The sequence below is a fragment of the Mycobacterium sp. 1245499.0 genome (assembly GCF_001673615.1).
Lineage (GTDB): Bacteria > Actinomycetota > Actinomycetes > Mycobacteriales > Mycobacteriaceae > Mycobacterium > Mycobacterium europaeum_A.
In genome coordinates this window covers 1-22,187 of sequence record NZ_LZMG01000376.1, presented here as the reverse complement: position 1 = coordinate 22,187, position 22,187 = coordinate 1, and the positions used below count along the sequence as shown (strand labels likewise).

At 67.1% G+C, this 22,187-nt stretch carries 25 protein-coding genes; 15 read left to right on the top strand and 10 right to left on the bottom strand.

The annotated features are described in order from the left end of the window. Positions 1 to 33: 33 nt before the first annotated feature. Entirely contained in the window at positions 34 to 621 is a 588-nt protein-coding gene (locus tag A5646_RS23350; protein ID WP_066870766.1) for a peroxiredoxin, read from the bottom strand. Positions 622 to 722: 101 nt separating this feature from the next. Here A5646_RS23350 and A5646_RS23345 point away from each other — a divergent pair, with 101 nt between their 5' ends. Genes A5646_RS23345 through A5646_RS23330 form a run of 4 tightly spaced genes read left to right on the top strand, consistent with a single transcriptional unit; the run spans position 723 to position 3,616 of the window. Next, a complete protein-coding gene (locus tag A5646_RS23345) occupies positions 723 to 1,658 on the top strand; it encodes a hydrogen peroxide-inducible genes activator (RefSeq protein WP_067024513.1) in 936 nt (311 codons plus the stop codon). Positions 1,659 to 1,693: 35 nt separating this feature from the next. Then, positions 1,694 to 2,395 (top strand): EthD domain-containing protein, encoded by a 702-nt coding sequence (locus tag A5646_RS23340; protein WP_066878165.1) that lies wholly within the window; start codon positions 1,694 to 1,696, stop codon positions 2,393 to 2,395. 9 nt (positions 2,396 to 2,404) lie between these two features. Continuing rightward, positions 2,405 to 2,848, top strand: a complete 444-nt coding sequence (locus A5646_RS23335) for a TIGR03618 family F420-dependent PPOX class oxidoreductase (protein WP_067024510.1) — start codon at positions 2,405 to 2,407, stop codon at positions 2,846 to 2,848. Positions 2,849 to 2,866: 18 nt separating this feature from the next. Beyond that, complete coding sequence (locus A5646_RS23330) at positions 2,867 to 3,616, top strand: enoyl-CoA hydratase/isomerase family protein (RefSeq protein WP_066870755.1); 750 nt, start codon at positions 2,867 to 2,869, stop codon at positions 3,614 to 3,616. Positions 3,617 to 3,636: 20 nt separating this feature from the next. Here A5646_RS23330 and A5646_RS23325 read toward each other — a convergent pair whose 3' ends face one another. Continuing rightward, complete coding sequence (locus tag A5646_RS23325) at positions 3,637 to 3,822, bottom strand: bacterioferritin-associated ferredoxin (RefSeq protein ID WP_066870751.1); 186 nt, start codon at positions 3,820 to 3,822, stop codon at positions 3,637 to 3,639. Between the two features lie 339 nt (positions 3,823 to 4,161). Here A5646_RS23325 and bfr point away from each other — a divergent pair, with 339 nt between their 5' ends. The 10 genes from bfr (at position 4,162) to A5646_RS23280 (ending at position 14,694) form a co-directional block, all read left to right on the top strand. Then, positions 4,162 to 4,641, top strand: coding sequence for a bacterioferritin (bfr, locus tag A5646_RS23320; RefSeq protein WP_066870748.1), 480 nt, complete (start codon positions 4,162 to 4,164; stop codon positions 4,639 to 4,641). A gap of 36 nt (positions 4,642 to 4,677) precedes the next feature. Then, positions 4,678 to 6,747, top strand: coding sequence for an MDR family MFS transporter (locus A5646_RS23315; RefSeq protein ID WP_067024507.1), 2,070 nt, complete (start codon positions 4,678 to 4,680; stop codon positions 6,745 to 6,747). A 65-nt stretch (positions 6,748 to 6,812) separates the two neighbouring features. Continuing rightward, on the top strand, positions 6,813 to 7,307 hold the full coding sequence (locus A5646_RS23310; RefSeq protein ID WP_066870794.1) for a carboxymuconolactone decarboxylase family protein: 495 nt from the start codon (positions 6,813 to 6,815) through the stop codon (positions 7,305 to 7,307). Positions 7,308 to 7,409: 102 nt separating this feature from the next. Continuing rightward, positions 7,410 to 8,291 carry a TIGR03854 family LLM class F420-dependent oxidoreductase gene (locus A5646_RS23305; RefSeq protein WP_067024504.1) on the top strand — a complete coding sequence of 294 codons (882 nt, stop codon included), beginning with the start codon at positions 7,410 to 7,412 and terminating at the stop codon, positions 8,289 to 8,291. 57 nt (positions 8,292 to 8,348) lie between these two features. Next, positions 8,349 to 9,701 (top strand): glutamine synthetase family protein, encoded by a 1,353-nt coding sequence (locus tag A5646_RS23300; RefSeq protein ID WP_067024502.1) that lies wholly within the window; start codon positions 8,349 to 8,351, stop codon positions 9,699 to 9,701. A 9-nt stretch (positions 9,702 to 9,710) separates the two neighbouring features. Continuing rightward, positions 9,711 to 10,844, top strand: a complete 1,134-nt coding sequence (locus A5646_RS23295) for an amidohydrolase family protein (protein WP_067024500.1) — start codon at positions 9,711 to 9,713, stop codon at positions 10,842 to 10,844. A 92-nt stretch (positions 10,845 to 10,936) separates the two neighbouring features. Then, positions 10,937 to 12,895: an adenylate/guanylate cyclase domain-containing protein gene (locus A5646_RS23290; RefSeq protein WP_156749310.1), complete on the top strand. Its 1,959-nt coding sequence runs from the start codon at positions 10,937 to 10,939 to the stop codon at positions 12,893 to 12,895. A 135-nt stretch (positions 12,896 to 13,030) separates the two neighbouring features. Then, a complete protein-coding gene (locus A5646_RS30500; protein WP_156749311.1) occupies positions 13,031 to 13,285 on the top strand; it encodes a DUF3761 domain-containing protein in 255 nt (84 codons plus the stop codon). 141 nt (positions 13,286 to 13,426) lie between these two features. Beyond that, on the top strand, positions 13,427 to 14,260 hold the full coding sequence (locus A5646_RS23285) for a lysophospholipid acyltransferase family protein (RefSeq protein WP_066870792.1): 834 nt from the start codon (positions 13,427 to 13,429) through the stop codon (positions 14,258 to 14,260). Continuing rightward, positions 14,260 to 14,694 (top strand): SRPBCC family protein, encoded by a 435-nt coding sequence (locus tag A5646_RS23280; RefSeq protein WP_067024495.1) that lies wholly within the window; start codon positions 14,260 to 14,262, stop codon positions 14,692 to 14,694. The genes A5646_RS23285 and A5646_RS23280 overlap by 1 nt, the downstream gene beginning before the upstream one ends. 64 nt (positions 14,695 to 14,758) lie before the next feature. Here A5646_RS23280 and A5646_RS23275 read toward each other — a convergent pair whose 3' ends face one another. The 8 genes from A5646_RS23275 to ag85B form a co-directional block, all read right to left on the bottom strand. Beyond that, positions 14,759 to 15,202: a nuclear transport factor 2 family protein gene (locus tag A5646_RS23275; RefSeq protein ID WP_066878151.1), complete on the bottom strand. Its 444-nt coding sequence runs from the start codon at positions 15,200 to 15,202 to the stop codon at positions 14,759 to 14,761. 47 nt (positions 15,203 to 15,249) lie between these two features. Next, positions 15,250 to 16,572 carry a cytochrome P450 gene (locus A5646_RS23270; RefSeq protein ID WP_066878149.1) on the bottom strand — a complete coding sequence of 441 codons (1,323 nt, stop codon included), beginning with the start codon at positions 16,570 to 16,572 and terminating at the stop codon, positions 15,250 to 15,252. A 57-nt stretch (positions 16,573 to 16,629) separates the two neighbouring features. Continuing rightward, a complete protein-coding gene (locus A5646_RS23265) occupies positions 16,630 to 17,052 on the bottom strand; it encodes a lipoprotein LpqH (RefSeq protein ID WP_066878146.1) in 423 nt (140 codons plus the stop codon). A 12-nt stretch (positions 17,053 to 17,064) separates the two neighbouring features. Continuing rightward, on the bottom strand, positions 17,065 to 17,898 hold the full coding sequence (locus A5646_RS23260) for an SDR family oxidoreductase (protein WP_066878144.1): 834 nt from the start codon (positions 17,896 to 17,898) through the stop codon (positions 17,065 to 17,067). A 5-nt stretch (positions 17,899 to 17,903) separates the two neighbouring features. Then, positions 17,904 to 18,380 (bottom strand): SRPBCC family protein, encoded by a 477-nt coding sequence (locus A5646_RS23255; protein WP_197498137.1) that lies wholly within the window; start codon positions 18,378 to 18,380, stop codon positions 17,904 to 17,906. 35 nt (positions 18,381 to 18,415) lie between these two features. Beyond that, the gene (gene rpfC, locus A5646_RS23250) at positions 18,416 to 18,853 is read right to left on the bottom strand and encodes a resuscitation-promoting factor RpfC (RefSeq protein WP_066870708.1); all 438 of its coding nucleotides are present in this window, start codon (positions 18,851 to 18,853) and stop codon (positions 18,416 to 18,418) included. A 105-nt stretch (positions 18,854 to 18,958) separates the two neighbouring features. After that, complete coding sequence (locus tag A5646_RS23245) at positions 18,959 to 19,534, bottom strand: chorismate mutase (RefSeq protein WP_369806985.1); 576 nt, start codon at positions 19,532 to 19,534, stop codon at positions 18,959 to 18,961. Between the two features lie 23 nt (positions 19,535 to 19,557). After that, the gene (gene ag85B / locus A5646_RS23240) at positions 19,558 to 20,550 is read right to left on the bottom strand and encodes a diacylglycerol acyltransferase/mycolyltransferase Ag85B (protein ID WP_066870705.1); all 993 of its coding nucleotides are present in this window, start codon (positions 20,548 to 20,550) and stop codon (positions 19,558 to 19,560) included. A gap of 731 nt (positions 20,551 to 21,281) precedes the next feature. On the opposite strand from ag85B, the gene A5646_RS23235 reads away from it, so the two are divergent. Beyond that, positions 21,282 to 22,187, top strand: a 906-nt coding sequence (locus A5646_RS23235) for a hypothetical protein (RefSeq protein ID WP_156765680.1), incomplete at its 3' end; no start/stop codon positions are given.

Sequence of the window (22,187 nt, the reverse complement as noted above, 5' to 3'; positions counted from 1 at the left end):
CCTTCTCCGAACCTTATGCGATCCAGGCCGGGATCAGGCCGACTGCTTGAGCAGCTCGGTGGCGTCCAGCGTCGGGTCACCCTTGCGCCAGTTGCAGGCGCACAGCTCGTCGGACTGCAGTGCGTCCAGGACGCGCAGCACCTCTTCGACGTTACGACCCACCGAACCCGCGGTCACCGAGACGAACTGGATCTCGTTGTTCGGGTCGACGATGAAGGTCGCCCGGTCGGCCACGCCGTCGGCGTTGAGCACACCGGTGGCCAGGCTCAGCTCCCGCTTGATGTCCGCGAGCATCGGGAACGGCAGCTTCTTCAGGTCCTCGTGCTGGGCCCGCCAGTTGAAGTGCACGAACTCGCTGTCGATCGAGACACCCAGCACCTGCGCGTCGCGGTCGGCGAATTCGTCGTTGAGCTTGCCGAACGCGGCAATCTCGGTCGGGCATACGAAGGTGAAGTCCTTCGGCCAGAAGAACACCACGCGCCACTTGCCGGCGTGGTCCTCGTTGGTGATGGTGGTGAAGTAGTCCCCAGGCTGCTTGGCGTCGACCTTGGACAGATCGCCCGCGATCAACGCAGTGAGCTCGTAGGCGGGGAACTGGTCGCCGATGGTCAGCAGAGGCATATCGCTCCTTATCTGGAATTACTCAAGATTAGATGTCCTCCACCATGTTGCCGCGTAGCCTTATTGAAGTAAAGGTGATATTTCCCACTAGACTCATAGGCATGACCGATAAGACTTATCAGCCCACTATCGCCGGCCTGCGCGCGTTCGTGGCGATCGCCGAGAAGCGGCAATTCAGCAGTGCCGCAACGGATCTCGGCGTCAGCCAGTCGACGTTGTCGCAGGCGCTGGCGGCGCTGGAGGCGGGCCTGGGCACCCAGCTGGTCGAGCGGTCGACGCGGCGTGTCTTCTTGACAGCGCAGGGCACGGAACTGCTCCCGCGCGCCCAGGCGGTCGTCGAGGCCGCCGACGCGTTCAGCGCCGCCGCGGCCGGGTCCACCGACCCGCTGCAGACCGGCGTGCGGCTGGGGCTGATACCGACGGTGGCGCCCTATGTGCTGCCGACCGTGCTGGCCGGCGTCGCCGAGCGGCTGCCGGGCCTGACGTTGCGGGTGACCGAAGACCAGACCGAACGGCTGTTGGCGGTGCTGCGTGAGGGCGCACTGGATGCGGCCCTGATCGCCCTGCCCGCCGAGGGTGCCGGTGTCACCGCGATCCCGATCTACGACGAGGATTTCGTCCTCGCCCTACCGCCCGGCCATCCGCTGGCTGGCAAGCGCCGGGTTCCGGCGACCGCCCTGGCCGACCTGCCGCTGCTGTTGCTGGACGAAGGCCACTGCCTGCGTGATCAAGCACTCGACGTCTGTCACAAGGCGGGGGTGCGGGCAGAGCTGGCCAATACCCGGGCGGCCTCCCTGGCGACCGCGGTGCAATGCGTGACCGGCGGCCTGGGCGTCACGCTCATTCCACAGAGCGCGGTGCCGGTCGAGGCCTCGCGCAGCCGCCTGGGCCTGGCGCAGTTCGCCGCACCCCGCCCGGGGCGGCGGATCGGCTTGGTCTACCGGTCATCGAGCGGGCGCGACGAGTCCTATCGCCGGCTGGCCGAGCTGATCGGCACAGTGATCAGCAGCCAGCACCAGGTGCGGCTGGTGAAGTAGGCCTACCCGGCGCCCGCCCCGGGTAGGTTCTGCCTATGGAAAAGGTGATCGCGGTGCTCAGGCGGGCCGAGCCGGATGACGCGTGGTGTGCCCGGCAACGGGGTCACGTCGCCGACGCGCTGCTGCAACTGGGCGTCGCCGGGCTGCAGATGAATGTTCGGGACAGCACCGTGCGCCACTCGCTGATGACGCTGACCACCCTGGACCCGCCGGTCGCGGCGGTGGTGAGCATGTGGACCCAGCAGTGCTACGGCGAGCAGATGACGGCGGCGTTCAAATTCCTCGCCCAGGAATGTGAACAGCTCGCCGCGTATCTGGTGACCGAATCCGTCCCGCTGATGGCTCCAACCGTCGAATCCGGCGCTCGCACACCGGGTTTGGCCAACGTCGCGCTGCTGCGCCGGCCCGCCGACATGGACCAGGCGACCTGGCTGACGCGGTGGCAGGGTCACCACACCTCGGTGGCGATCGAAACGCAGTCGACGTTCGGCTACACCCAGAACTGGGTGGTGCGGGCGCTGACCCCGGACGCGCCGGGAATCTCCGGCATCGTCGAGGAGTTGTTCCCGATCGAGGCCATCACCGACCTCCACGCTTTCTTCGGAGCCGCCGATGACGACGACCTACAGGACCGGATGGGGCGAATGGTCGCCAGCACCAGCGCCTTTGGCGCCAACGAGAACATCGACACGGTGCCGACGAGCCGGTACGTCTTCGCCAGCCCGTTCAACGGATGAGGGGCTCTCATGACGACACTGCGCGACGCGGTCGCCTTGGCCGCGACGGAAAGCGGCCTGGCGGTGGTGTCGACCGTCCGCGCTGACGCGACGGTCCAGGCTTCGCTGGTGAACGTGGGGCTGCTGGCGCACCCCGCGGACGGCCAGCCAGTTCTCGGCTTCACCACCTACGGCAAGGTCAAGCTGGCCAACCTGCGGGCCCGACCGCAGCTGGCCGTCACCTTTCGCAACGGGTGGCAGTGGGCGACGGTCGAGGGCCGCGCCGAGCTGGCCGGCCCGGCCGACAGCCGGCCCTGGCTCACGGACGCCGATCAGTTGCGGCTGCTGCTTCGCGACGTGTTCACCGCCGCGGGCGGCACCCACGACGACTGGGACGAATACGACAGGGTGATGGCCGCCGAGGGTCGCGCCGTGGTGTTGATCGCGCCAACCCGCGTCTACAGCAACGGCTAGCCTGGTTAGGCTGCTGGCGTGACGCTGCAGATCGATGACGACAAACGGGTACGTACCCTCACACTGAACCGGCCCGAGGCGCTCAACGCGTTCAACGAAGCTCTCTACGACGCCACTGCCGAGGCGTTGCTGGCCGCCGCCGACGATCCCGAAGTCGCGGTCGTGCTGCTGACCGGCGCGGGCCGTGGTTTCAGCGCCGGTACCGATCTGGCCGAAATGCAGGCACGCATCACCGACCCGGACTTCACCCCGGGCAAGCATGGCTTCATCGGACTGATCAGCGCGCTCAGCGCTTTTCCCAAGCCGCTGATCTGCGCGGTGAACGGCGTCGGCGTGGGCATCGGCGCCACCATCCTCGGCTACGCCGATCTGGCGTTCATGTCGTCGACCGCCCGCCTGAAGTGCCCGTTCACCAGCCTGGGCGTGGCGCCCGAAGCGGCATCGTCATACCTGCTGCCCCAGCTGGTGGGCCGGCAGAACGCGGCCTGGCTGCTGATGTCGTCGGAATGGGTCGCCGCCGACGAGGCCCTGCGGATGGGACTGGTCTGGCGGGTCTGCGAACCCGACGAGCTGCTGACGCAGGCCCGTCAGCACGCGGAAATCCTTGCCTCCCGGCCGATCTCGAGCTTGATGGCCGTCAAGCACACCATGATGGAGCCCGTCCGGCCCGAGATTGTGGCGGCCACCGCCCGCGAGAACGCCCACTTCGCCGAGCTCATGGGCGCACAGGCCAACGCCGCGGCGCTGGCCGCGTTCAACAAAAGTTGAAGCACAAAGGCTGACGGCGGCTAGGCCGACTGGGCCGTCTGCAGCTTGGCCGAGGCGGCGAGGATGGCCCGCAGGGTGCGCCGGCAGCGGCCGCAGTCACCACCGGCCCCACAGGCGGCGGCGATCTCTTTGGAGGTCGATGCGCCCTGCGCGACGACGTCGCACACGGTCTGGTTGGTGGCCCCAACACAGAGGCACACGTACATCAGCGCACCTCCCGCATTTCGGCGTCCCCTTCGTCGAAAGCCCGGTCCAGCGTCTGCGAATCGTCCCGGCCGCCGGCGTTCCGAGTCATCAGGCACCGGGGCGATGGGGCCGAGTTCATACGCCGCATATTAGTGGAGTCTAACCTAAGTTCGTTAGCCGAGTCTAACCTAACCAAGGGGTGACTTACCCCACTCGGGGACCCACTGAGCGCAGCCAAACCTTGCTGGAACATTCCCGGCGGCCGTGGCAAAGTGCTGCTACAGCCCAGGTTTGTGCGCTCCAGCCCAGCGTGCCCGCCGCGGCCACATACGACAGCCGCTCACACCATAGGAGTGACAATGCAAGGGGATCCGGAAGTTTTGCGTCTGCTCAACGAGCAGCTGACCAGCGAGCTCACCGCGATCAACCAATACTTCCTGCACTCCAAGATGCAGGACAACTGGGGTTTCACCGAGTTAGCTGGGCACACCCGGGCCGAGTCCTTCGACGAGATGCGACACGCCGAGGCGATCACCGACCGCATTCTTCTGCTCGACGGCTTGCCGAACTACCAGCGCCTCTTCTCGCTGCGCATCGGTCAGACGCTGCGTGAGCAGTTCGAGGCCGACCTCGCCATCGAGTACGAGGTGATGGAGCGGCTCAAGCCGGCGATCATCCTGTGCCGCGAAAAGCAGGACTCCACCACCGCGACGCTGTTCGAGAACATCGTGGCGGACGAGGAAAAGCACATCGACTATCTCGAGACCCAACTCGAGTTGATGGACAAGCTCGGCGTGGAGTTGTACTCGGCGCAGTGCGTGTCGCGCCCACCCAGCTGACCCGGCCGGCGGCGAAATAGGTAACGTCGCCGAGGTATGACGAGCCCAAGGGCAGCGACCCAAACTCGCCCGGCTTCCGGTGCCGCATCCAGCGGCGAGCTGATCAGCCCGCAACGACGCAATCTGATCTTCATCGCGATCGTGCTCGGCATGCTGCTCGCGGCGCTGGACCAGACCATCGTCGCGACGGCGCTGCCGACCATCGTCGCCAACCTGGGCGATGCCGGGCATCAGTCCTGGGTGGTCACCAGCTATCTGCTCGCATCGACCATCGTCACGGCACTGGTGGGTAAGCTCGGCGACGTCTTCGGCCGCAAACGCGTATTCCAAACGGCCATAGTCTTTTTCGTCGTCGGCTCGATACTGTGCGGACTGGCCCAGTCGATGGCAATGCTGGTGGGTGCGCGCGCACTGCAAGGGATTGGCGGTGGCGCCATCACCGTCACGGCCAGCGCGCTGATCGGCGAGGTCGTCCCCCTGCGCGAGCGGGGCCGATATCAGGGCATCCTCGGGGCGGTCTTCGGCGTCACCACGGTCATCGGCCCGCTGCTCGGCGGCTACTTCACCGACTACCTGACCTGGCGGTGGGCGTTCTGGGTCAACGTGCCGATCTCGGTCGTGGTCATCTTCGTTGCCGCAGCGGCGATTCCCGCCCTGACCGCGTCCGCCAAGCCCGCCATCGACTACGCCGGCATCACGTTCGTGGGCCTGGGCGCCGCGGGCCTGACGCTGGCCACCAGCTGGGGCGGCACCCTCTACCCGTGGGGATCACCGACCATCATCGGTCTGTTCGTCGGCGCCGCGATAGCGCTCGGCGTGTTCGTGATGGTGGAACGGCGCGCGGCCGAACCCATCTTGCCGATTCGGTTGTTCGGGAGCCCGGTGTTCACCGTCTGCTGCGTGCTGTCCTTCGTGGTGGGCTTCGCCATGCTGGGCGCGATGACCTTCCTGCCGACCTATATGCAGTACGTCAACGGGGTTTCGGCGACCACCTCGGGCCTGCGCACCCTGCCCATGGTGCTCGGCATGCTGGTCACCTCGACAGGCAGCGGCACCATCGTCGGCCGGACCGGGCGCTACAAGGTCTTTCCGGTGGCCGGCACCGCGCTGATGGCGTTGGCCTTCCTGCTGATGTCGCGCATGCAGCCGTCCACCTCCGCCCTGATCCAGTCTCTTTACCTGGTGATCCTCGGCGCCGGCATCGGATTGTCCATGCAGGTGCTGATCCTCATCGTGCAGAACACGTCGAATTTCGAAGACCTCGGCGTCGCCACCTCGGGTGTGACGTTTTTCCGGACCATCGGAAGTTCGTTCGGCGCGGCCATTTTCGGCTCGCTGTTCGTGAACTTCCTCAACGGCCGCATCGGTGCGGCCCTGGCGGCCAGCGGCGCGCCGCCCAGCGCGGTCAGTTCACCCGGGGCTCTGCACCGGCAACCGCACGACGTGGCCGCCCCGATCGTGGCGGCCTACGCCGAGTCGCTCACCCAGGTCTTCTTATGGGCGGCGCCGGTCGCCCTGGTCGGATTCGTGCTGGCGCTGTTCTTGCGCGAGATCCCGCTGCGCGACATCCACGACAGCACAATCGATCTCGGCGACGCGTTCGGCATGCCGACCACCGAGACTCCCGACCAGATGCTGGAGAACGCGATCGCGCGGATGCTGCGCGGCGAGACCGGCATGCGGCTGCGCAGCATCGCCATGCGACCCGATTGCCGGCTCGACGTCGCCGGACTGTGGGGGGTCTTGCGGATCAATCGCTACACCGAGATGTACGGGACCGCCCGGCTCACCGACATGGCCGACTACCTCCGGATACCGTTCGAGGTGCTCGAGCCCACCTTCGCCCGCCTGGTATCCGGGGGTTATGCGCAGCGCGACGGCGAGCGGATGTGGCTCACCCCGGCCGGGGGACAACAGGTCGCGTACGTGCACTCGCTGCTGTTGGCCTGGCTGGTCGACAAGCTCGCCCGGTCACCGGGATTCGAGGGTCGCCCGGACCGCCGCGCGGTGGAGGCGGCGCTGGACCGCGTCGCGCATCGTGTGCTGGCCCAACGGGATTGGCATGAGGAACAGCCGACCGTGGCAATCCCGTCGGCCGCTCGCTAACCGGTGCCGATACGCATTCGCCGACATCCCCAACCCGGGTGATGACGCGGGCGTACCATCACGCCATGAGCCGAATCGGAACTTTTGCTGACGACGACCTGGCCGGCTGGTTTGTGAAGTCCCCGGACATCGGCGGCGCGCTCGGCGGCTTCAGCCAGGCGGTGTACACCAAGAACCGGTTGCCGATCCGCACCCGCGAACTGGCCCGCGCCGTGATCGCCCACCGCAACGAATGCGTCGTCTGCGTCAACACCCGCGATGAAGACGGACCGGCGGCGGGTGTGGACGAGGAGCTCTATGACCACGTCCACGAGTGGCGCACCTGGCCCGGCTACAGCGAACAGGAGCGGCTGGCCGCCGAGTTCGCCGACCGCTTCGCCACCGAGCACACCGCGCTGCGCGACGACGAAGACTTCTGGAGCCGGTGCGCCGCACACTTCTCCGACGAACTGCTGGCCGACCTGGCACTGTCCTGCGCGCTGTGGGTCGGCATGGGCCGAGTGCTGCGGACCCTCGACATTGGCCAAGCCTGCAAGCTGACCATCCCCAGCCGCGGCTAGTTTTCGTGTGGCCCGGCCATCCGGCGATGGCGCGCGCCGCGGGCACAAAAGACGCGCCGCCGATGTTGCGGTGTGGGTGAGGGAACTCGGAGGGAGGCGGCGGTGAAGATTCGCTTCGGCGTCGGCCTGGGTGCCGATACCGCGCCGGATCAACTGGCCGCCATCGTGGATCACCTCGAGGCGAACGGGGTGGACTCGCTGTGGTTTTCCGAACTGGTGTACTCCCCGGCGGTCGATCCGATGGTCGGCATGGCGTACGCGCTGTCCCGGACGACCCGGTTGAAGGTGGGGACCTCGGTGGCCGTGCTTCCGGGCCGGCATCCGGTGCTGGTGGCAAAGCAGTTGGCGTCGCTGGCGGCCGTCGCGCCCAAACGGGTTCTTCCCGTGTTCGGCTTGCGTTCGGCGATACCGGCCGAACGCGAGGTCTTCGTGGTCCCCGACGGCGAGCGCGCGGCGGTGTTCGACGAGTCGCTGCGGCTGTTGCGCGCGGCGCTGGTGGAGGATTCGACGACGTTCACCGGCCAATATTTCAGCGTCACCGACGTGGCCGTCGCACCGAAACCATCACCGCCGCTTGATATTTGGGTGGGCGGCTCGGCGCCGGCCGCCTTTCGGCGCATCGGCGCGCTCGGCGACGGCTGGCTGGGCAGTTTCCTCACCCCCGCCGAGGCGCGGGCCGGGCGCGAGGCGATCGAGCGAGCCGCCGCGCACGCCGGCCGCAGCATCGAGCCAGACCACTTCGGCATCTCCCTGGCCGTAGCCGACGGGGAATTGCCCGCGGAGTTGGCCGCGGCCGTGCACCGGCGCCGCCCGGACCGGGACCCCGGCGAGCTCGTCGCCGCCGGGTGGGATCGGCTGCACCGGCAGCTGGACGCCTACCTCGAGGCGGGCCTGACGAAATTCGTCATCCGGCCGGTGGGCAAGGCACCCGTGGATGGTTTCCTCGATCGCTTCGTCACCGAACTCGTCGGCCGGCAGAACTGAGCGTGCGGTGACGCCGTTTGCCGTCCGGGTCGGCGCGAGGTGGGGAGAATGGCTGCCATGACCGGCACACCGCTCGCCGCCGCGGCAATCGCGCAGCTGGAGGCCGAGGGCGTCGACACGGTCATCGGCACGGTGGTGAATCCGGCCGGGCTCACGTTGGCCAAGACGGTCCCGATCCGGCGGACCGACACGTTCGCGGATCCCGGCCTGGGGGCCAGCCCGTCCTGGCATGCGTTCGCCATCGATCAGACCGGGATCGCCTTCACCGCCGATGCGGGCGTGGTGGGGGACCAGCGCCTCCGGATCGATCTGTCGGCGTTGCGCATTGTGGGTGACGGGCTGGCGTGGGCACCCGCCGCATTTTTCGAGCAGGACGGCACCCCGGTGCCGACCTGCAGCCGTGGCACGCTGCGGCGCGTCGAGGCGGCGCTCGCCGAAGCCGGCATCGAGGCCGCGGTCGGGCACGAAATCGAATTTCTGTTGGTCGGCCCGGACGGCGCCCGGCTGCCGTCGACCTTGTGGGCGCAGTACGGCCTGGCCGGTGTGCTCGAACACGAGGCGTTCGTTCGCGATGTGATCGGGTCGGCGACGGGGGCCGGCATCGCGATCGAACAGTTGCACCCCGAATACGGCGCCAACCAGTTCGAAATCTCGCTCTCGCCGCAGGCCCCGGTGGCCGCCGCCGATCAGCTGATACTGATGCGGCTGATCATCGGGCGCGCGGCGCGTCGGCACGGGCTGCGGATCAGCCTGTCGCCCGCGCCCTTCGCCGGGGGCGCGGGATCCGGTGCACATCAGCACTTCTCACTGTCGACGCCGAAAGGCCCGCTGTTCTGCGGCGGCGACGCGAGCCAGGGCATGACGGCCGCGGGGGAGAGCGCGGTCGCGGGTCTGGTGCACGGACTGCCGGAAGCTCAAGGCGTCCTGTGCGGGTCGATCGTGTCCGGCTTGCGGTTGCGGCCGGGCAACTGGGCCGGCGCCTACGCCTGCTGGGGTACCGAAAACCGGGAGGCCGCAGTGCGGTTCGTCACCGGCGGGCCCGGCACCCCGCGCGGCGGCAACGTGGAGGTCAAGATCGTCGACCCTTCCGGGAACCCGTATCTCGCGTCGGCGGCCATCCTCGGCCTGGCGTTGGACGGGATCAAGTGCCAGACGACGCTGCCACCGGAGGTCACGATCGACCCGGCCACCGTGCCCGAATCCGACCGGGTGCGCGACGGTATCGTGCGGCTGACCGATTCGCAGGCCGAAGCGATTGCGGCGCTTGACGGTTCGGAGGTGATGCGCCGCATCCTGGGCGATCCGGCCGTCGACATGGTGGTCGCGGTGCGCCGCCTGGAGCGGGAGCGCTACGGCGACCTGGCGCCCGAGCAGTTGGCGGACAAATTCCGCATGGCCTGGAGCCTGTGACGGCCGGTCATGGTCTCCGACACTCGCGCCCTGTCCCAGCACATCGGCGGTCTGGCGCTGATTGATCAGCATGTCCACGGATGCTGGTTGGCGCCGGCAGACCGGCCGCGATTCGAGAACGCGCTCAACGAGGCCAACAGCGAACCCATTACCCATCCGGGTTTCGACTCTCAACTCGGGTTCGCGGTGCGCGCCCATTGCGCTCCCGTCCTGGGTTTGTCCAAACACGTTGACCCGCAAGAGTATTGGGAGCGCCGTAGCCAGTTCGACGAGCATGACTTGGCGCGGCTGTTCTTGTCGGCCGCCGGGGTGAGCGAGTGGCTGGTGGATACCGGGATCGGCGGTGGCGGTGTCGCCGGAGTCGCGGATATGGCCCGGCTGTCCGGCGGTGATGCGCGCGAGGTGGTGCGGCTCGAGGAGGTGGCCGAGCAGGCGGCGCAAGCCCGCGGCGACTACGCGGCGGCGTTCGGGGAGATCTTGCACCGGCGCGCGGCCGGCGCGGTCGGCACCAAATCGATTCTGGCGTACCGGGGCGGGTTCGAGGGCGACCTCAGCGCTCCGTCGCCGGCCGAGGTCGCCGAAGCCGCGAGCCGCTGGCGCGACCGCGGCGGTACCCGGTTACAAGACAGGGTGCTGCTGCGGTTCGGGTTGCACCAGGCACTGCGACTGGGCAAGCCACTGCAGTTCCACGTCGGGTTCGGCGACCGCGATTGCGATCTGCACCAGGCCAATCCGCTGCTGCTGCTTGACTTCCTGCGCAGCACGAAAGACGTGCCGATCGTGCTGTTGCACTGCTACCCCTACGAGCGCGAGGCCGGCTATCTGGCCCAGGCGTTCAACAACGTCTATGTCGATGGCGGGTTGAGCGTCAATTACCTGGGGGCGCGGTCACCGGCGTTCCTTGCGCGTCTGCTGGAAATGGCGCCGTTTTCCAAGATCCTCTATTCGTCGGACGGATTCGGTCCGCCGGAGCTGCATTTCCTCGGCGCGATCTTGTGGCGCAGGGGCATGGAGTGGGTACTCGGCGAATTTGTGGACCGCGGCGAGTGGAGCGAACCGGACGCCATCCGGGTGGTCGACCTCATCGCCCGCGAGAACGCCGCACGCATCTACCGGCTGACGCATCGCGGCGGCCGGCCGTGACCGCCCGTTCGAAGCCCGCCGACTGCCGGCGACGCAGGCCGCGGGCCGTTCGCCGGGGATCGAGGCTGCGCACGGCGAACTGGGTGATGCACATGGCGCTGCCCATGCTCGCGTTATGGCTGCTGCTGGGCATACCCAAGGTCGACCTGGAATGGGACAACCGGGTGGCCCATTTCATCTTGGTGCTGACCGCCTCGGCCGTGAGCGTCGTGCTGGGCGCCCTGATCGCGCGGGCGTCACGCGCGCGCGACGACGCCCGGCTCTGGCTGGTGTCGCTCGTATTCATGACGACCGCCGGCTTTTTCGGCGTGCACGCCGTCTTCACGCCGGGGGTCCTTTTCGACACCTCCGATGCGGACTTCATGTTGCCGACCCGAGTGGGCCTGGTGCTGGCCGGGCTCGTGGCGCTGGCCTCGTCGATCACCTTCGACCCGGCCAGGAGCGCCCGCCTCTGGTCGGTGCGCCCCGCCCTGGCTTTGACGGTGGGAGCGCTGATGGCGGCCTGCGCGGTGACCGTCCTGTACGGACTGCTCGACCGGCTGCCGAACCAGGAGCTGGTGCAACGCGTGGAACAGGCCTGCGCGCTGGTCGGCGCCGCACTGTTCGCCCTCGCCGCGCTTGCCTACCTGCCGGTCTACCGGCGCCGTCCCGCGGTGGTCGTGATCTCGGTGCTGACCGCGTTCACGTTGCTGTCCGAGGCGGCGGTGGCCCTCGCGTTCGGGATGAGCTGGCATGCCTCCTGGTGGCTGTGGCACGTGCTGATGACGATGGCCTTCTGCTTCATCGCCTACAGCGCGCGGGTCCAGTTCCGCCGCGAAGGCACCGTCAGAGGTCTTTTCGACGCACTCGCCACCCAACAGACCATCGCCGGCCTGCGCCGCGATTACACGGCGGCATTGGAGACGATGGTCGACATGTTGCAACGCCGGGAGCGGGGCGAGCAGGTTCCGCCCGGCGCTGCCGCCGCCGCCCTCGCCGACCGGTTCGAACTCACCGAGCAGCAGGTGGCGGTCCTCAAACGCGGCGCGGAAGCCCTGGGCGCCGAACGCGAACGCGTCCGCAAGCTCGGCGAACTCGTCGCGCTGGGCCAGGAATCCAGCGTCATTCAGGACGAGGACGCCCTGCTCAATCGGGTGCTGGTCGCCCTCTCCGACGCGTTCCCGGGCAACCATTTCCGGCTGGCTCGGGTGCGTGCCGGCGAGCTCTACTTCGACGACGGCGCGGCCGACGGGTCGGAGTCGACCGCACCGCAGGGCACCGTCCTCGAGCTGCCGCTGATGGTGAAGGGCCAGGTCGCGGGCGTGATCGAGGCGCGTGCACCGGATGGCGCCTTCTCCGATGCCGACAGCGCCCTGCTGTGGTCGTTCGCCATGCAGTCCTCGATCGCGTTGGAGAACGCCCGGCTTTACCGGAACCTCGATGGACTGTTCCGTAGTTACATGTCACCCGCGGTCGCGACGGCCCTGCTCGCCGATCCCGATCAGGCGGGCCTCGGCGGTGCGATCACCGACATCACGGTGCTGATGGCCGACCTGCACGGCTTCACCGCGTTCACCGAGGCGACCAGTCCGCAGCAGGTGGTCGGCATGCTCAATGCCTACTACGGCGCGATCGTTCCGGTCATCCTCGAAGCCGGCGGTACCGTCCTGCCCTTTGCCGGTGATGCGGTGGTGGCGATTTGGAATGCCCCTGTGCGCCAACCTGATCACGCGGTGCGCGCCGCGCGCACCGGACTCGCACTGCATGCCGCCGTCGAGCAGGCGGCGGCCGAACGCGACGACTGGCCGCGCTTTCGGGTGGGAATCAATACCGGTCCCGCGCTGGTGGGCAATGTCGGTGCGCAGCAAGTACGCAACTTCACCGCGATCGGCGACACCATGAACCTGGCGGCACGGCTGGAGGGCCTGGCTGAGCCGGGGCAAGTGGTCATCGGACCCAATACCGCGGTCGCGCTTGGTGAGTCCGCACGCGTGCGGATGCTCGGCTGGGTTGACGTCAAGGGCAAGCGCGATCCCGTTCGGGTCCGGGTGCTGGACGGACTGGCGCAGTAGCGGCGCTGCCCTCGCCTCGACAGCGGGAAATTTTTCAGAGATTCGCCTGTGGGCAACGGTCCGGGCGCATAGGCTTCGATCGACGAATCGGGCAAACGTCGCCAACCTGATGATGGACAAGGGAGGTTTGGGCACGTGTTGTCCCGTGCTGCGTTTGTCATCGCAGCCGTCGTCTTCGGCGCCGCCGCTGTGGCGCCATCGGCCTACGCGTCACCCAGCGGCGGTTGCTACACCGCCAGTTCTGGTGACTGCGTGCCATATCCGCAAAAGGGTGGCTCACAACCGCAGGCTGCCACGGCCCAGTGCTCGGATGGGAGTTGGTCTTTCAGCGAACATCCCCATGCCAGTGGGACCTGTCACGGTCACGGTGGCGTCCAGCGGTACTTGTAGCCGTCGGCTGCCAACAACACTGGGATGGTCAAAACACGAGGGGTGACCATCCCAGGTGTTGCGGCGGCCCGGTAATTTTCGTGCCCGGCCGGTTGCATCGCGGCGTTTGACCCCCGGTGACGCCGGGGTATGCGTGCCGACATGGCGACCGCGAAGGACGTCTTGAATTGGGCTCGCGACAAAGTTGTGTCGTGGGTGCCCAAAGCCGACCTTGACCAGCGAGATCCGGATTACATCCGCGATCAACTGCCGGGAACCTGGTTGCTGGCGTCGTTCTATTTCAGGGCGGACGTGCGGGGCTTGGACCGCATTCCGGCCGAGGGACCGGTGCTGCTGGTGGGCAACCACAGTGGCGGCAATGTACCGCCCGACACCTTCGTGTTCACGCTCGCCTTCTGCTCGTATTTCGGCGTTGAGCGGCCCTTTTACCAGTTGGCCCACAACCTCGTCGTGTCCGCGCCGCCGCTCGGCTGGTTGCGCAAATTCGGCACCGTCGCCGCCAACCCCGAAAATGCCCGTCTCGCGCTGGATTCCGGCGCAGCACTGCTGGTCTATCCCGGTGGCGACTACGAGGTGTTCCGGCCCTCCTGGGAACGTCACAAGGTCGACTTCGGCGGGCGCATGGGCTATGTCAAGCTGGCCCGCGAGGCCGGGGTGCCGATCGTCCCCGTCGCGAGCATCGGTGGGCAGGAGAGCGCGCTCTTTCTCAATCGCGGGCAGTGGCTGGCCAAGTTGCTGATGGCCGACAAGTTGCTCCGGCTCAAGAGCGTCCCGATATCGCTGGCGCTGCCCTGGGGACTCAACATCAGCGACCTGGCGGGCCACATCCCGTTGCCCACCAAGATCGTGATCGAGGTTCAAGACCCGATTGAGGTCGACGGCGACGATCAAGCGGTGCACGACAAGGTGATGGCCTCCCTGCAGGGGGGCGTCGACCGGCTGGCTGCCGAACGACGATTCCCGGTGATCGGCTGATGCGCGTCGAACGCCGTTGCGTCATCAACGCCGACCGTGCCGCCGTCTGGAAAATCGTCAGCGACCCGGACTGTTACCCGTCGTTCATGGCGAGCCTGGAGCGGTGGGAGTCGTCGAACGACAAACCACCCGGCGTCGGTGCGCGGTACACCGTCCATTGGAAGATCGGCTCCGTACCCGTTGGCGGCGTGATCGAGGTGGTCGAGTTCGACGACGGCCGCGACCTCGCCTGGGTGGGAATTACCGGCGTAACGCTGCGCGGGCGGATACGGTTGCGCGACAAAGGCGACGGCTGCACACGGGTGACATTTCGGCTGTCGTATCAGGCGCCCGGGGGAATACTTGGGTACATCGCCGATCGGATCGCCGTGCGCCAGGTGGGACGCGCACTGACGGAAACGTTGAAACGCCTCCGGAAACTGGCCGAGTCGTAGCCGCCATCATGCGTTCCAACGGGCGTGGGCGGCAGACGGTCGGGGTGCCGTGGAGCGGCCTTCGTCAAACCAGCGATGAGGCGTCGAATATCCAACTGGTGTCGCCGGTCGCCAAACCCTCGAAGTGGTTCGGGGGAGCGAAGGCCACCAGGCTGTTCATGTCCCAATAGTCTTTCCAGACGGTGATCTTGCCGTCGACGACCTTGTGGACCGTCACGAAGCGCAGCACACCCTGCTCACCTGTCGCGAAAGTCCACGTCTCGGAGTGCTCGTAGAGCACGTCGGACCCGTTGCACACCAGCACGCCGGGGTGGTTCTCGTAGCCGGCCAACTGCTCGAGTCCCATCCTGAGGCGTTGCACGATGCCCTCGGGACCGCGCGCCGACAGTGCGGGGACCGGCATGTCGACGTAGAGGCAGTCGTCGGACAAAAAGGTTTTGATCGCTTCCCAATCTCGCCGCGAAAGCGCCTGCCACAGCCCACGTACGACGTCCTCGACCGCGATCATAGAAGCCTCTGTCATAGCGGCAAATAAACCTCGTCGCCGCCCCGGTGTCAACCGGTTCGGTCGTACTCGCGTACGTACGGCCCCAGAGCCACCGGCAACGACGACCATCCGCGCAGCACCCGGGTTTCGCGTCTGCTTCCGGCGCCCGCCGCGCGTACCTCGGGAAAACGGTCGAAAAATGTGCGCAGTCCGACTTCGCCCTCGGCCCGGGCAAGGGCCGCGCCCAGGCAGAAGTGCCGGCCACCGGAGAAGGCGAGATGCCGTCCGGCGTTGTCCCTTTCGATGTCGAAGCGGTGCGGGTCGGGAAAAACCGATGGATCCCGGTTGGCGGCGGCCAGATACACCAGCACCAGATCGCCACGATGTAACTGCCGGCCGGCTATCTCGACGTCGCCCCGCGCCATCCGCGCGGTCAGCTGCACCGGCGATTCCAGCCGCAGGATCTCTTCGACGGCGTTCGGCCACAGTTCGGGACGTCGGCGCAGGGTGTCCAGATGCTCCGGCGCGTCCATCAACATCCGGATCCCATTGCCGAGCAGGTTGACCGTAGTCTCGAAGCCGGCGGCTAACACCAGCCCGGCGATCGCCTGAAGCTCCTTCTCGTCGAGATAGGTTTCCGCAGAACCACTTTCGGCCGTCTGGATCAGCTGGCTCATCAGATTGTCGCTGGGATCCAGGCGTAGCCGCTGCAGGTGCTCGGCGAGCCAGGCGCTGAAGCCGGCGATCCCGTCCTGCACGCTGCGGTATTGCCGCCATGGCAAGCCGATGTCGAGGCTCGGTGCGGCCAGTTCGCCGAATTCGAGGACGCGCGGGCGCTCCGACTCGGGCACGCCGAGAATGTCGCTGATGATCGCCACCGGAAGCTGCGAGCAGTACCGTCCGACGATGTCCACCACGCCGGACTCACCGGCCAGCCGATCCAACAGCTCGGCGGCCGTCTGCTCGACCCGATCCCGCAGGGCGGCAACGGCTCTGGGGGTGAACACCGCCGACACCGTCTTGCGGTAACGGGTGTGATCGGGCGGTTCGACGGCCAACAACGATGGCGCACGCAGTGGATGCAGCAGGCCGTCGCGGGTGCGGCGCTCCACCCATCGCAGCGGCGCCGGCAGATTCGATCCGAAGATCAGCACCCGAAAATCGTCGGACCGCAGCAGTTCATGCGCCAGCGCGTGATCGGCCGTCAGATACGCCACGCGGCCCTTCACCAGCTTGCCCCGGGCACGGACTTCGTCGTAGTAGGCGACCGGGTCGGCGGCCACCGCCGGATCGGCGATCAGCCTGGCCTGGACGTCGCCTCGCCGGGCTCCGAGGGCCGCGGCGCCCCGGATGAAGCCATGCATCGCGAACCAGTGCAACCGTTCCTTCACCGGCCCCCTCCCTCGATCAGGCGTCGTTTCGAGCCTAGGCCCCGACCAGCTGTGGAGTCAGCACTCGGCGACGATTTTGAAGTCGGTGGTCACCACTTTGTTGGGGTTGCTGCTGTTGATGCCGTAGGCGCTGCCGGTGATGGTGTAGGCGTCGTTGTTGAGTTCGACGTGCGCGTCGCCCACCCCGCCTTGCCAGAAGCTGCCGCTGAATCCGTCGACATTGCGAATCTTGACCCACTGCGGCATCACCCGGTAGCCGCTGAGCAGCACCACCGCTTCGACCCCACCGTCGCGGTCGGGGATGTTGATGGTGCGGTACATCTGGTCTTGCCGGCACGCCGGGGGACGCGTCGTGTGCGTGGCGCCGTCGATGGTCAGCCGCGCGGCCCGACGAGGCGTCGTCGGCGCCGCGCTGCATCCCGCGACACTGACGACGACCGCCGCCGAAACCAAAGCGACTGTGAGCAAACGGTTTTCCACCAGCCGACCTCCTTACTGCCGCTTCGGCGCAAGCGCGGGTAGGGACTTGACGATGCTGCGTCGCACGAATTCCGGGCTCACGCCCTTGAAAAAGTCGATCAGGCGGATGCTCTTGGGCACATACCAGTGCAACCGCTTCGGATGGTGATAGGCCTGCCACGCCGTCTCGGCCACGCTGCTTGCCGGCATCAACCGGAGCATGCCCTTCTTGGGTGCGGTGGCCCGCAATTGCTCCGCCGTCATGGGTGCGCGCCCGTCGTCGGAGTGATTGGTCGTGGTCGTCAAGATGGCGGTGTCGATGAGCCCGGGCAGCACGTCGGCGACGCGCACGCCGTGGCGCTGCCACTCCACGCTCAGCGCCTCGGTCAGACCTTTGACCGCATGCTTGGTCGACGAGTAGACGGCCAGGCGCGGCATGCCGTAGGTCCCCGAGGACGACGACGTGGAGAACATCAGGCTGCCCGGGGTCTTCTTGAGGTAGGGCAGCGAAGCGTACGCGCCCGTCAGTACCGCCTTGAAGTTCACGTCGACGACACGCATCGCGGCGTCATAGGGCACGTCCTCGAACCAGCCGGATTCACCGATGCCGGCGTTGTTCCACATCATGTCCAGTCCGCCGCCGCTGTTGCCGGCGCAGAAATCGGCCAGGGCATTCTCGAGGGCCGCCTTGTCCGTCACGTCGACGGCGCGGGTCCACAGTCGATCGCCGCCGAGTTCGTCGTTCAGTGTCGCCAGGCCGTCCTCGTTGCGGTCGACCGCGCCGACGCGCCAGCCCTTGGCGTGGAACAACTTTGCGCCCTCGCGACCCATGCCGCTGCCCGCACCGGTGATGAAGACGGATTTCACGGGCGTCAGTCCGCCTCGACCACGTCTTTGATGCGGTTCAGCGTCTTGGTCATGTCGCGGATGTTGCGGCGCTTGCGCAAAAAGCCGCCGAACAACCAGTAGAAGGCGAGCCACGGCGCCGGGTTGAGCCGAAACGACTCGGTGACGTCGGTCCCGCCGCCGCCACTGGGCGCCAGGCGGTAATGCCAGTTGTTGACGGGCCTGTCACCGAGGAGCACCGTGAAGCCGAATTCGCGGCCCGGTTCGCAGGCGGTGACCTTGCACGTTGTCCAATACACCGGCCCCATCTCATTGCGCCGGACGTGACCGCGGAATTTGGCCCCCAGGGCGGGGCCCGTCGCATCGCCGAGCCACTCGGCTTCAAAGACTTCCGGGGAAAACTTTCCGGTGTTGCGGACGTCCGCGATGAGATCCCAGATCTTGGCCGCAGGCGCCGCCATGTGAACAGTCGCCGAACCTTCCATGGGCTGATCCAAACACAGCGTGGCGCCCGGTCATAGAGCGCAGGTGCGTTTCATCAGTGCGGGACGGCCGCCTGAATCAGCCCGTTGATGATCTGCTTGATGCCCTGGGCCGGGTGCGAGTACCAACCGATCGGCAGGCCGGATTGCGCGCCGCACTTTGGCCAGGCCTCCACACCCTCCTCGGCGAAAACCCGGTTGGCCACAGCGATTTGCTGCTCTCGGGACGCGGCGGCCGGGTTGCCGACACCGCCGTAACGCGCCCAGGTGGCTGGTTTGAATTGCAGTCCACCGTAATTCCCGTTTCCGGTGTTGGCGTGCCAGTTGCCACCGGATTCGCATTGGGCAATCGCGTCCCAGTTGGGAGCGGGGTCTGCGCTCACCACACCCGTGGACGAAGCCATCGACGCTGCAACGACCCCGCCGACCACTACGGACTTGACGAGAAGCTTGCAGAGATTCTTCATGTCCGGGATTTCGGCGCGTGTGGCCAAAGCGTTACCTATTCGAAAATGGCGCGAGATATGCCATCTATCTGCGGAAACCGCCTTATCGGCGGGCCAAATCGGACCGTTAGAAATCGGTGAGGAAAAATTAAGTTATTGCTGGCAATACGACTGCGTCGCTGATGACAGGGCCTTTTGGTACAGGTCGTCGAGCTGCCGCCCGCGGGTGACGCCGCTTCGCGCGGCGTCGAGTTGGGCGCCACATTCCGGCGAATGCAGCACGCCCCAGTTGCCCGACAGCTGGGTCAGCATCGTCTGGTTGAGGGCGTCGATCGCCGACCGCGACGACGACAGGTCCGGTGCGTCGGGCGGAGCGCTTCCCGGATTGAGCTTCCAGTCTGCGAACCGGCCGTATTCGACGGCCTCGGTGGCGCTGATCTGGTCTCCGAACACCCGGGTGACGTAATCGCGGTCGATGTGTTGGGCGACGGCCTCGTCACCCAGCCTGGCCAGTTCCTGCTGGACGCGCGCCGGATCTTCGATGGCGCCGTGCTGGTGCCACTTGTAGGCGGCGACCGGGTCGGCGATCTGCAGCCGTTGCGCGGCCGCGTCGACTAACGGGGTGAGCGGACTCGCGGTGTCGGCCCGGGCGGGCGCCACCAGCATCGCCAGGCTCACGACCGCGATCCCCCAACGCACTACTGCGCCTGACGGAGACGTCAGGCGCAGTAGTGACCGAGCGGGCGGTTGGGTTATCCGCCGCCGCCAGGCGAAGCGCCCAGAGTGCCCTGCAGGTCGGGCTTCATGGCGTTGAGCTGGGCTCCCCAGTACTCCCAGCTGTGCGTTCCGTTGGCGTTGAAGTTCCACACCGCGTTGTGGCCGCCGGCGCCGTTGTAGGCGTCCTGGAACTTCAGGTTGCTGCTGCGCACGAAGTTCTCCAGGAACTCGGCCGGCATGTTGGCCCCGCCGAGCTCGGACGGCGTGCCGTTACCGCAGTACACCCAAAGCCGGGTGTTGTTGCCGACCAGCTTCGGGATCTGCAGGGTCGGGTCGTTGCGCGCCCACGCCGGGTCGCTCGACGGACCCCACATGTCGTTGGCCTTATAGCCACCGGCGTCACCCATCGCCAGACCGATCAGGCTCGGCCCCATTCCCTGCGACGGGTCCAGCAGCGCCGACAGCGAGCCGGCGTAGATGAACTGGGCCGGGTGGTAGGCGGCCAGGATCATCGCCGACGAACCGGCCATCGAGATGCCGACCGCCGCACTTCCGTTCGGCTTCACACTCTTGTTGGACTGCAGGTACTGCGGCAGCTCGCTGGTGAGGAAGGTCTCCCACTTGTACGTCTGGCAACCGGCCTTACCACAGGCCTGGTTGTACCAGTCGCTGTAGAAGCTGGATTGACCACCGACCGGCATGACGATCGACAGGCCCGACTGGTAGTACCACTCGAACGCAGGGGTGTTGATGTCCCAGCCGTTGTAGTCGTCTTGGGCCCGCAGACCGTCCAGCAGATAGACCGCGGGGGAGCCGCTGCCGCCGCTTTGGAACTGGACCTTGATGTTGCGGCCCATGCCGGCGGACGGCACCTGCAGGTACTCGACTGGCAGGCCCGGCCGCGAAAACGCATTCGCGGTTGGAGCGCCGCCGGCAAGACCGATCAGGCCCGGCAGTGTGGCTGCCGCCGCTGTGCCGACCAAAAGCCGGCGCCCCCAGGCCCGGACCTTCTCGCTCAGATCTGTCATACCTGCCCCTTGTCGATGTGATCAGTGTGATCGTGGTCTCACAGGAATTTACCGTGTGAGTCCGTCAAATGTCGATTGGGACGCGAACGCGTCTCGTTTCGGCATCGCTTTTCACTTCACAATTTCGCCACCCGGCGCAACCGGGCGGCGTCGGGCCCCGCGTACCCGCTGTATGACCGCCCCACACACCGGGTGAGAAAACGCCAGGCCGCAGCGGGTTTACGTCGAGTCGAGCTCTCGCGATGCCCCACGCTTTTAGAATCCCCCGAAATGAAGCCCGGACCGGATTCGCTGATCGCCACCGGCGCGCCGCGCGTCGGCAGTTTGATCGTTTGACGGCACCACGGTCGCGCGGTGCGGGGCATTTAATTTGCGCGGCCGATAAAGCCTGGTTTGGCGACCCAGAGGCCCCCCGCACTACGGCCCTCGCGGCCCTCGCGGCCCTCACCTCGTCGGAGCTCTGCAACCGGCGGCAACCGGCTGAAGCGGCGAACCCGCCTGCGGCCCAGCTCCGTTTCACCGCGCCGCCCTTTCATCTGGCGATTCCGCGGTCATGCCCGACCGGGGCAGCCGGACTTGCGCCGACCGCGTAGGCTGCTCTCGAAGCAAGCCGATGAAGACCACGCTATCCCGCGTCTGTTCCGGCTCTCTCGAATCACCGCGCCCGCGGCTTCATGGTGCGCGTAGATGCGGCTGAGGGCGTCGGACGCGGGACCGATTGGGGCATAGATTTGGACACGGTTCTTGGCCTGTCAGTGACGCCGACCGCCGTTGGTTGGGTCCTCGCCGAAGGACATGGCGCCGACGGCACCATCCTCGATCACCAAGAGCTGGTGTTGCGCGCGGGCCACGGTGTGCGCGCCGTGGGCACCGCAGAACAAGTGGTGGACGAGGTATTGCGGGTCGACACCGAGGCGGCCGCGAGCGATCGCCGGCTGCGTGTCATCGGAGTGACCTGGAACGACGAAGCATCCGCACAGGCCGCGCTGGTCTTGGAGGCCTTGACCGACGCGGGATTCGACAACGTCGTGCCGATCCGGTTCCTCGAAGCCATCGAGACGTTGGCTCGGGCCATCGCGCCCGTCATCGGCTACGAGCAGACCGCCGTCTGCATCCTCGACCGGGACTCGACGACCGTGGTCATGGTCGACACGCACGACGGTGAGACCCAGACGGCCACCAAGCACGTGCGGGGCGGCTTCGACGGCCTGACCCGCTGGCTGACCGGCATGTTCGAGCGCAACGGATGGCAGCCCGGCGGCGTCGTCGTGGTGGGCGGCCACAGCGACATCGACGGCCTCTCCTGGCAGCTCGAAACGACTTTGCCGGTACCGGTTTTCGTGCAATCGATGGCCCAGGTGACGATCGCGCGCGGCGCGGCGCTGTCGGCGGCTGCAAGCACCGAATTCACCGACGACCAGCTGGTCGAGCACATCAGCGAACCCGTTCCGGCGCCCACTCAGAAGCGGCAGTTGTCCTACGCCGGGGCCATGACCGCGTTGGCGGCCGGTGCCATCACCTTCGTCGGGTCGGTATCACTCGCGGTGGGGATCCACGTGGGGCCGGCCAGCGCCGCCGGCGCGCGATCGTCACCTGGGCCATCGATTGCACGAAAACCGGTACCGGCAAAGTCGTTT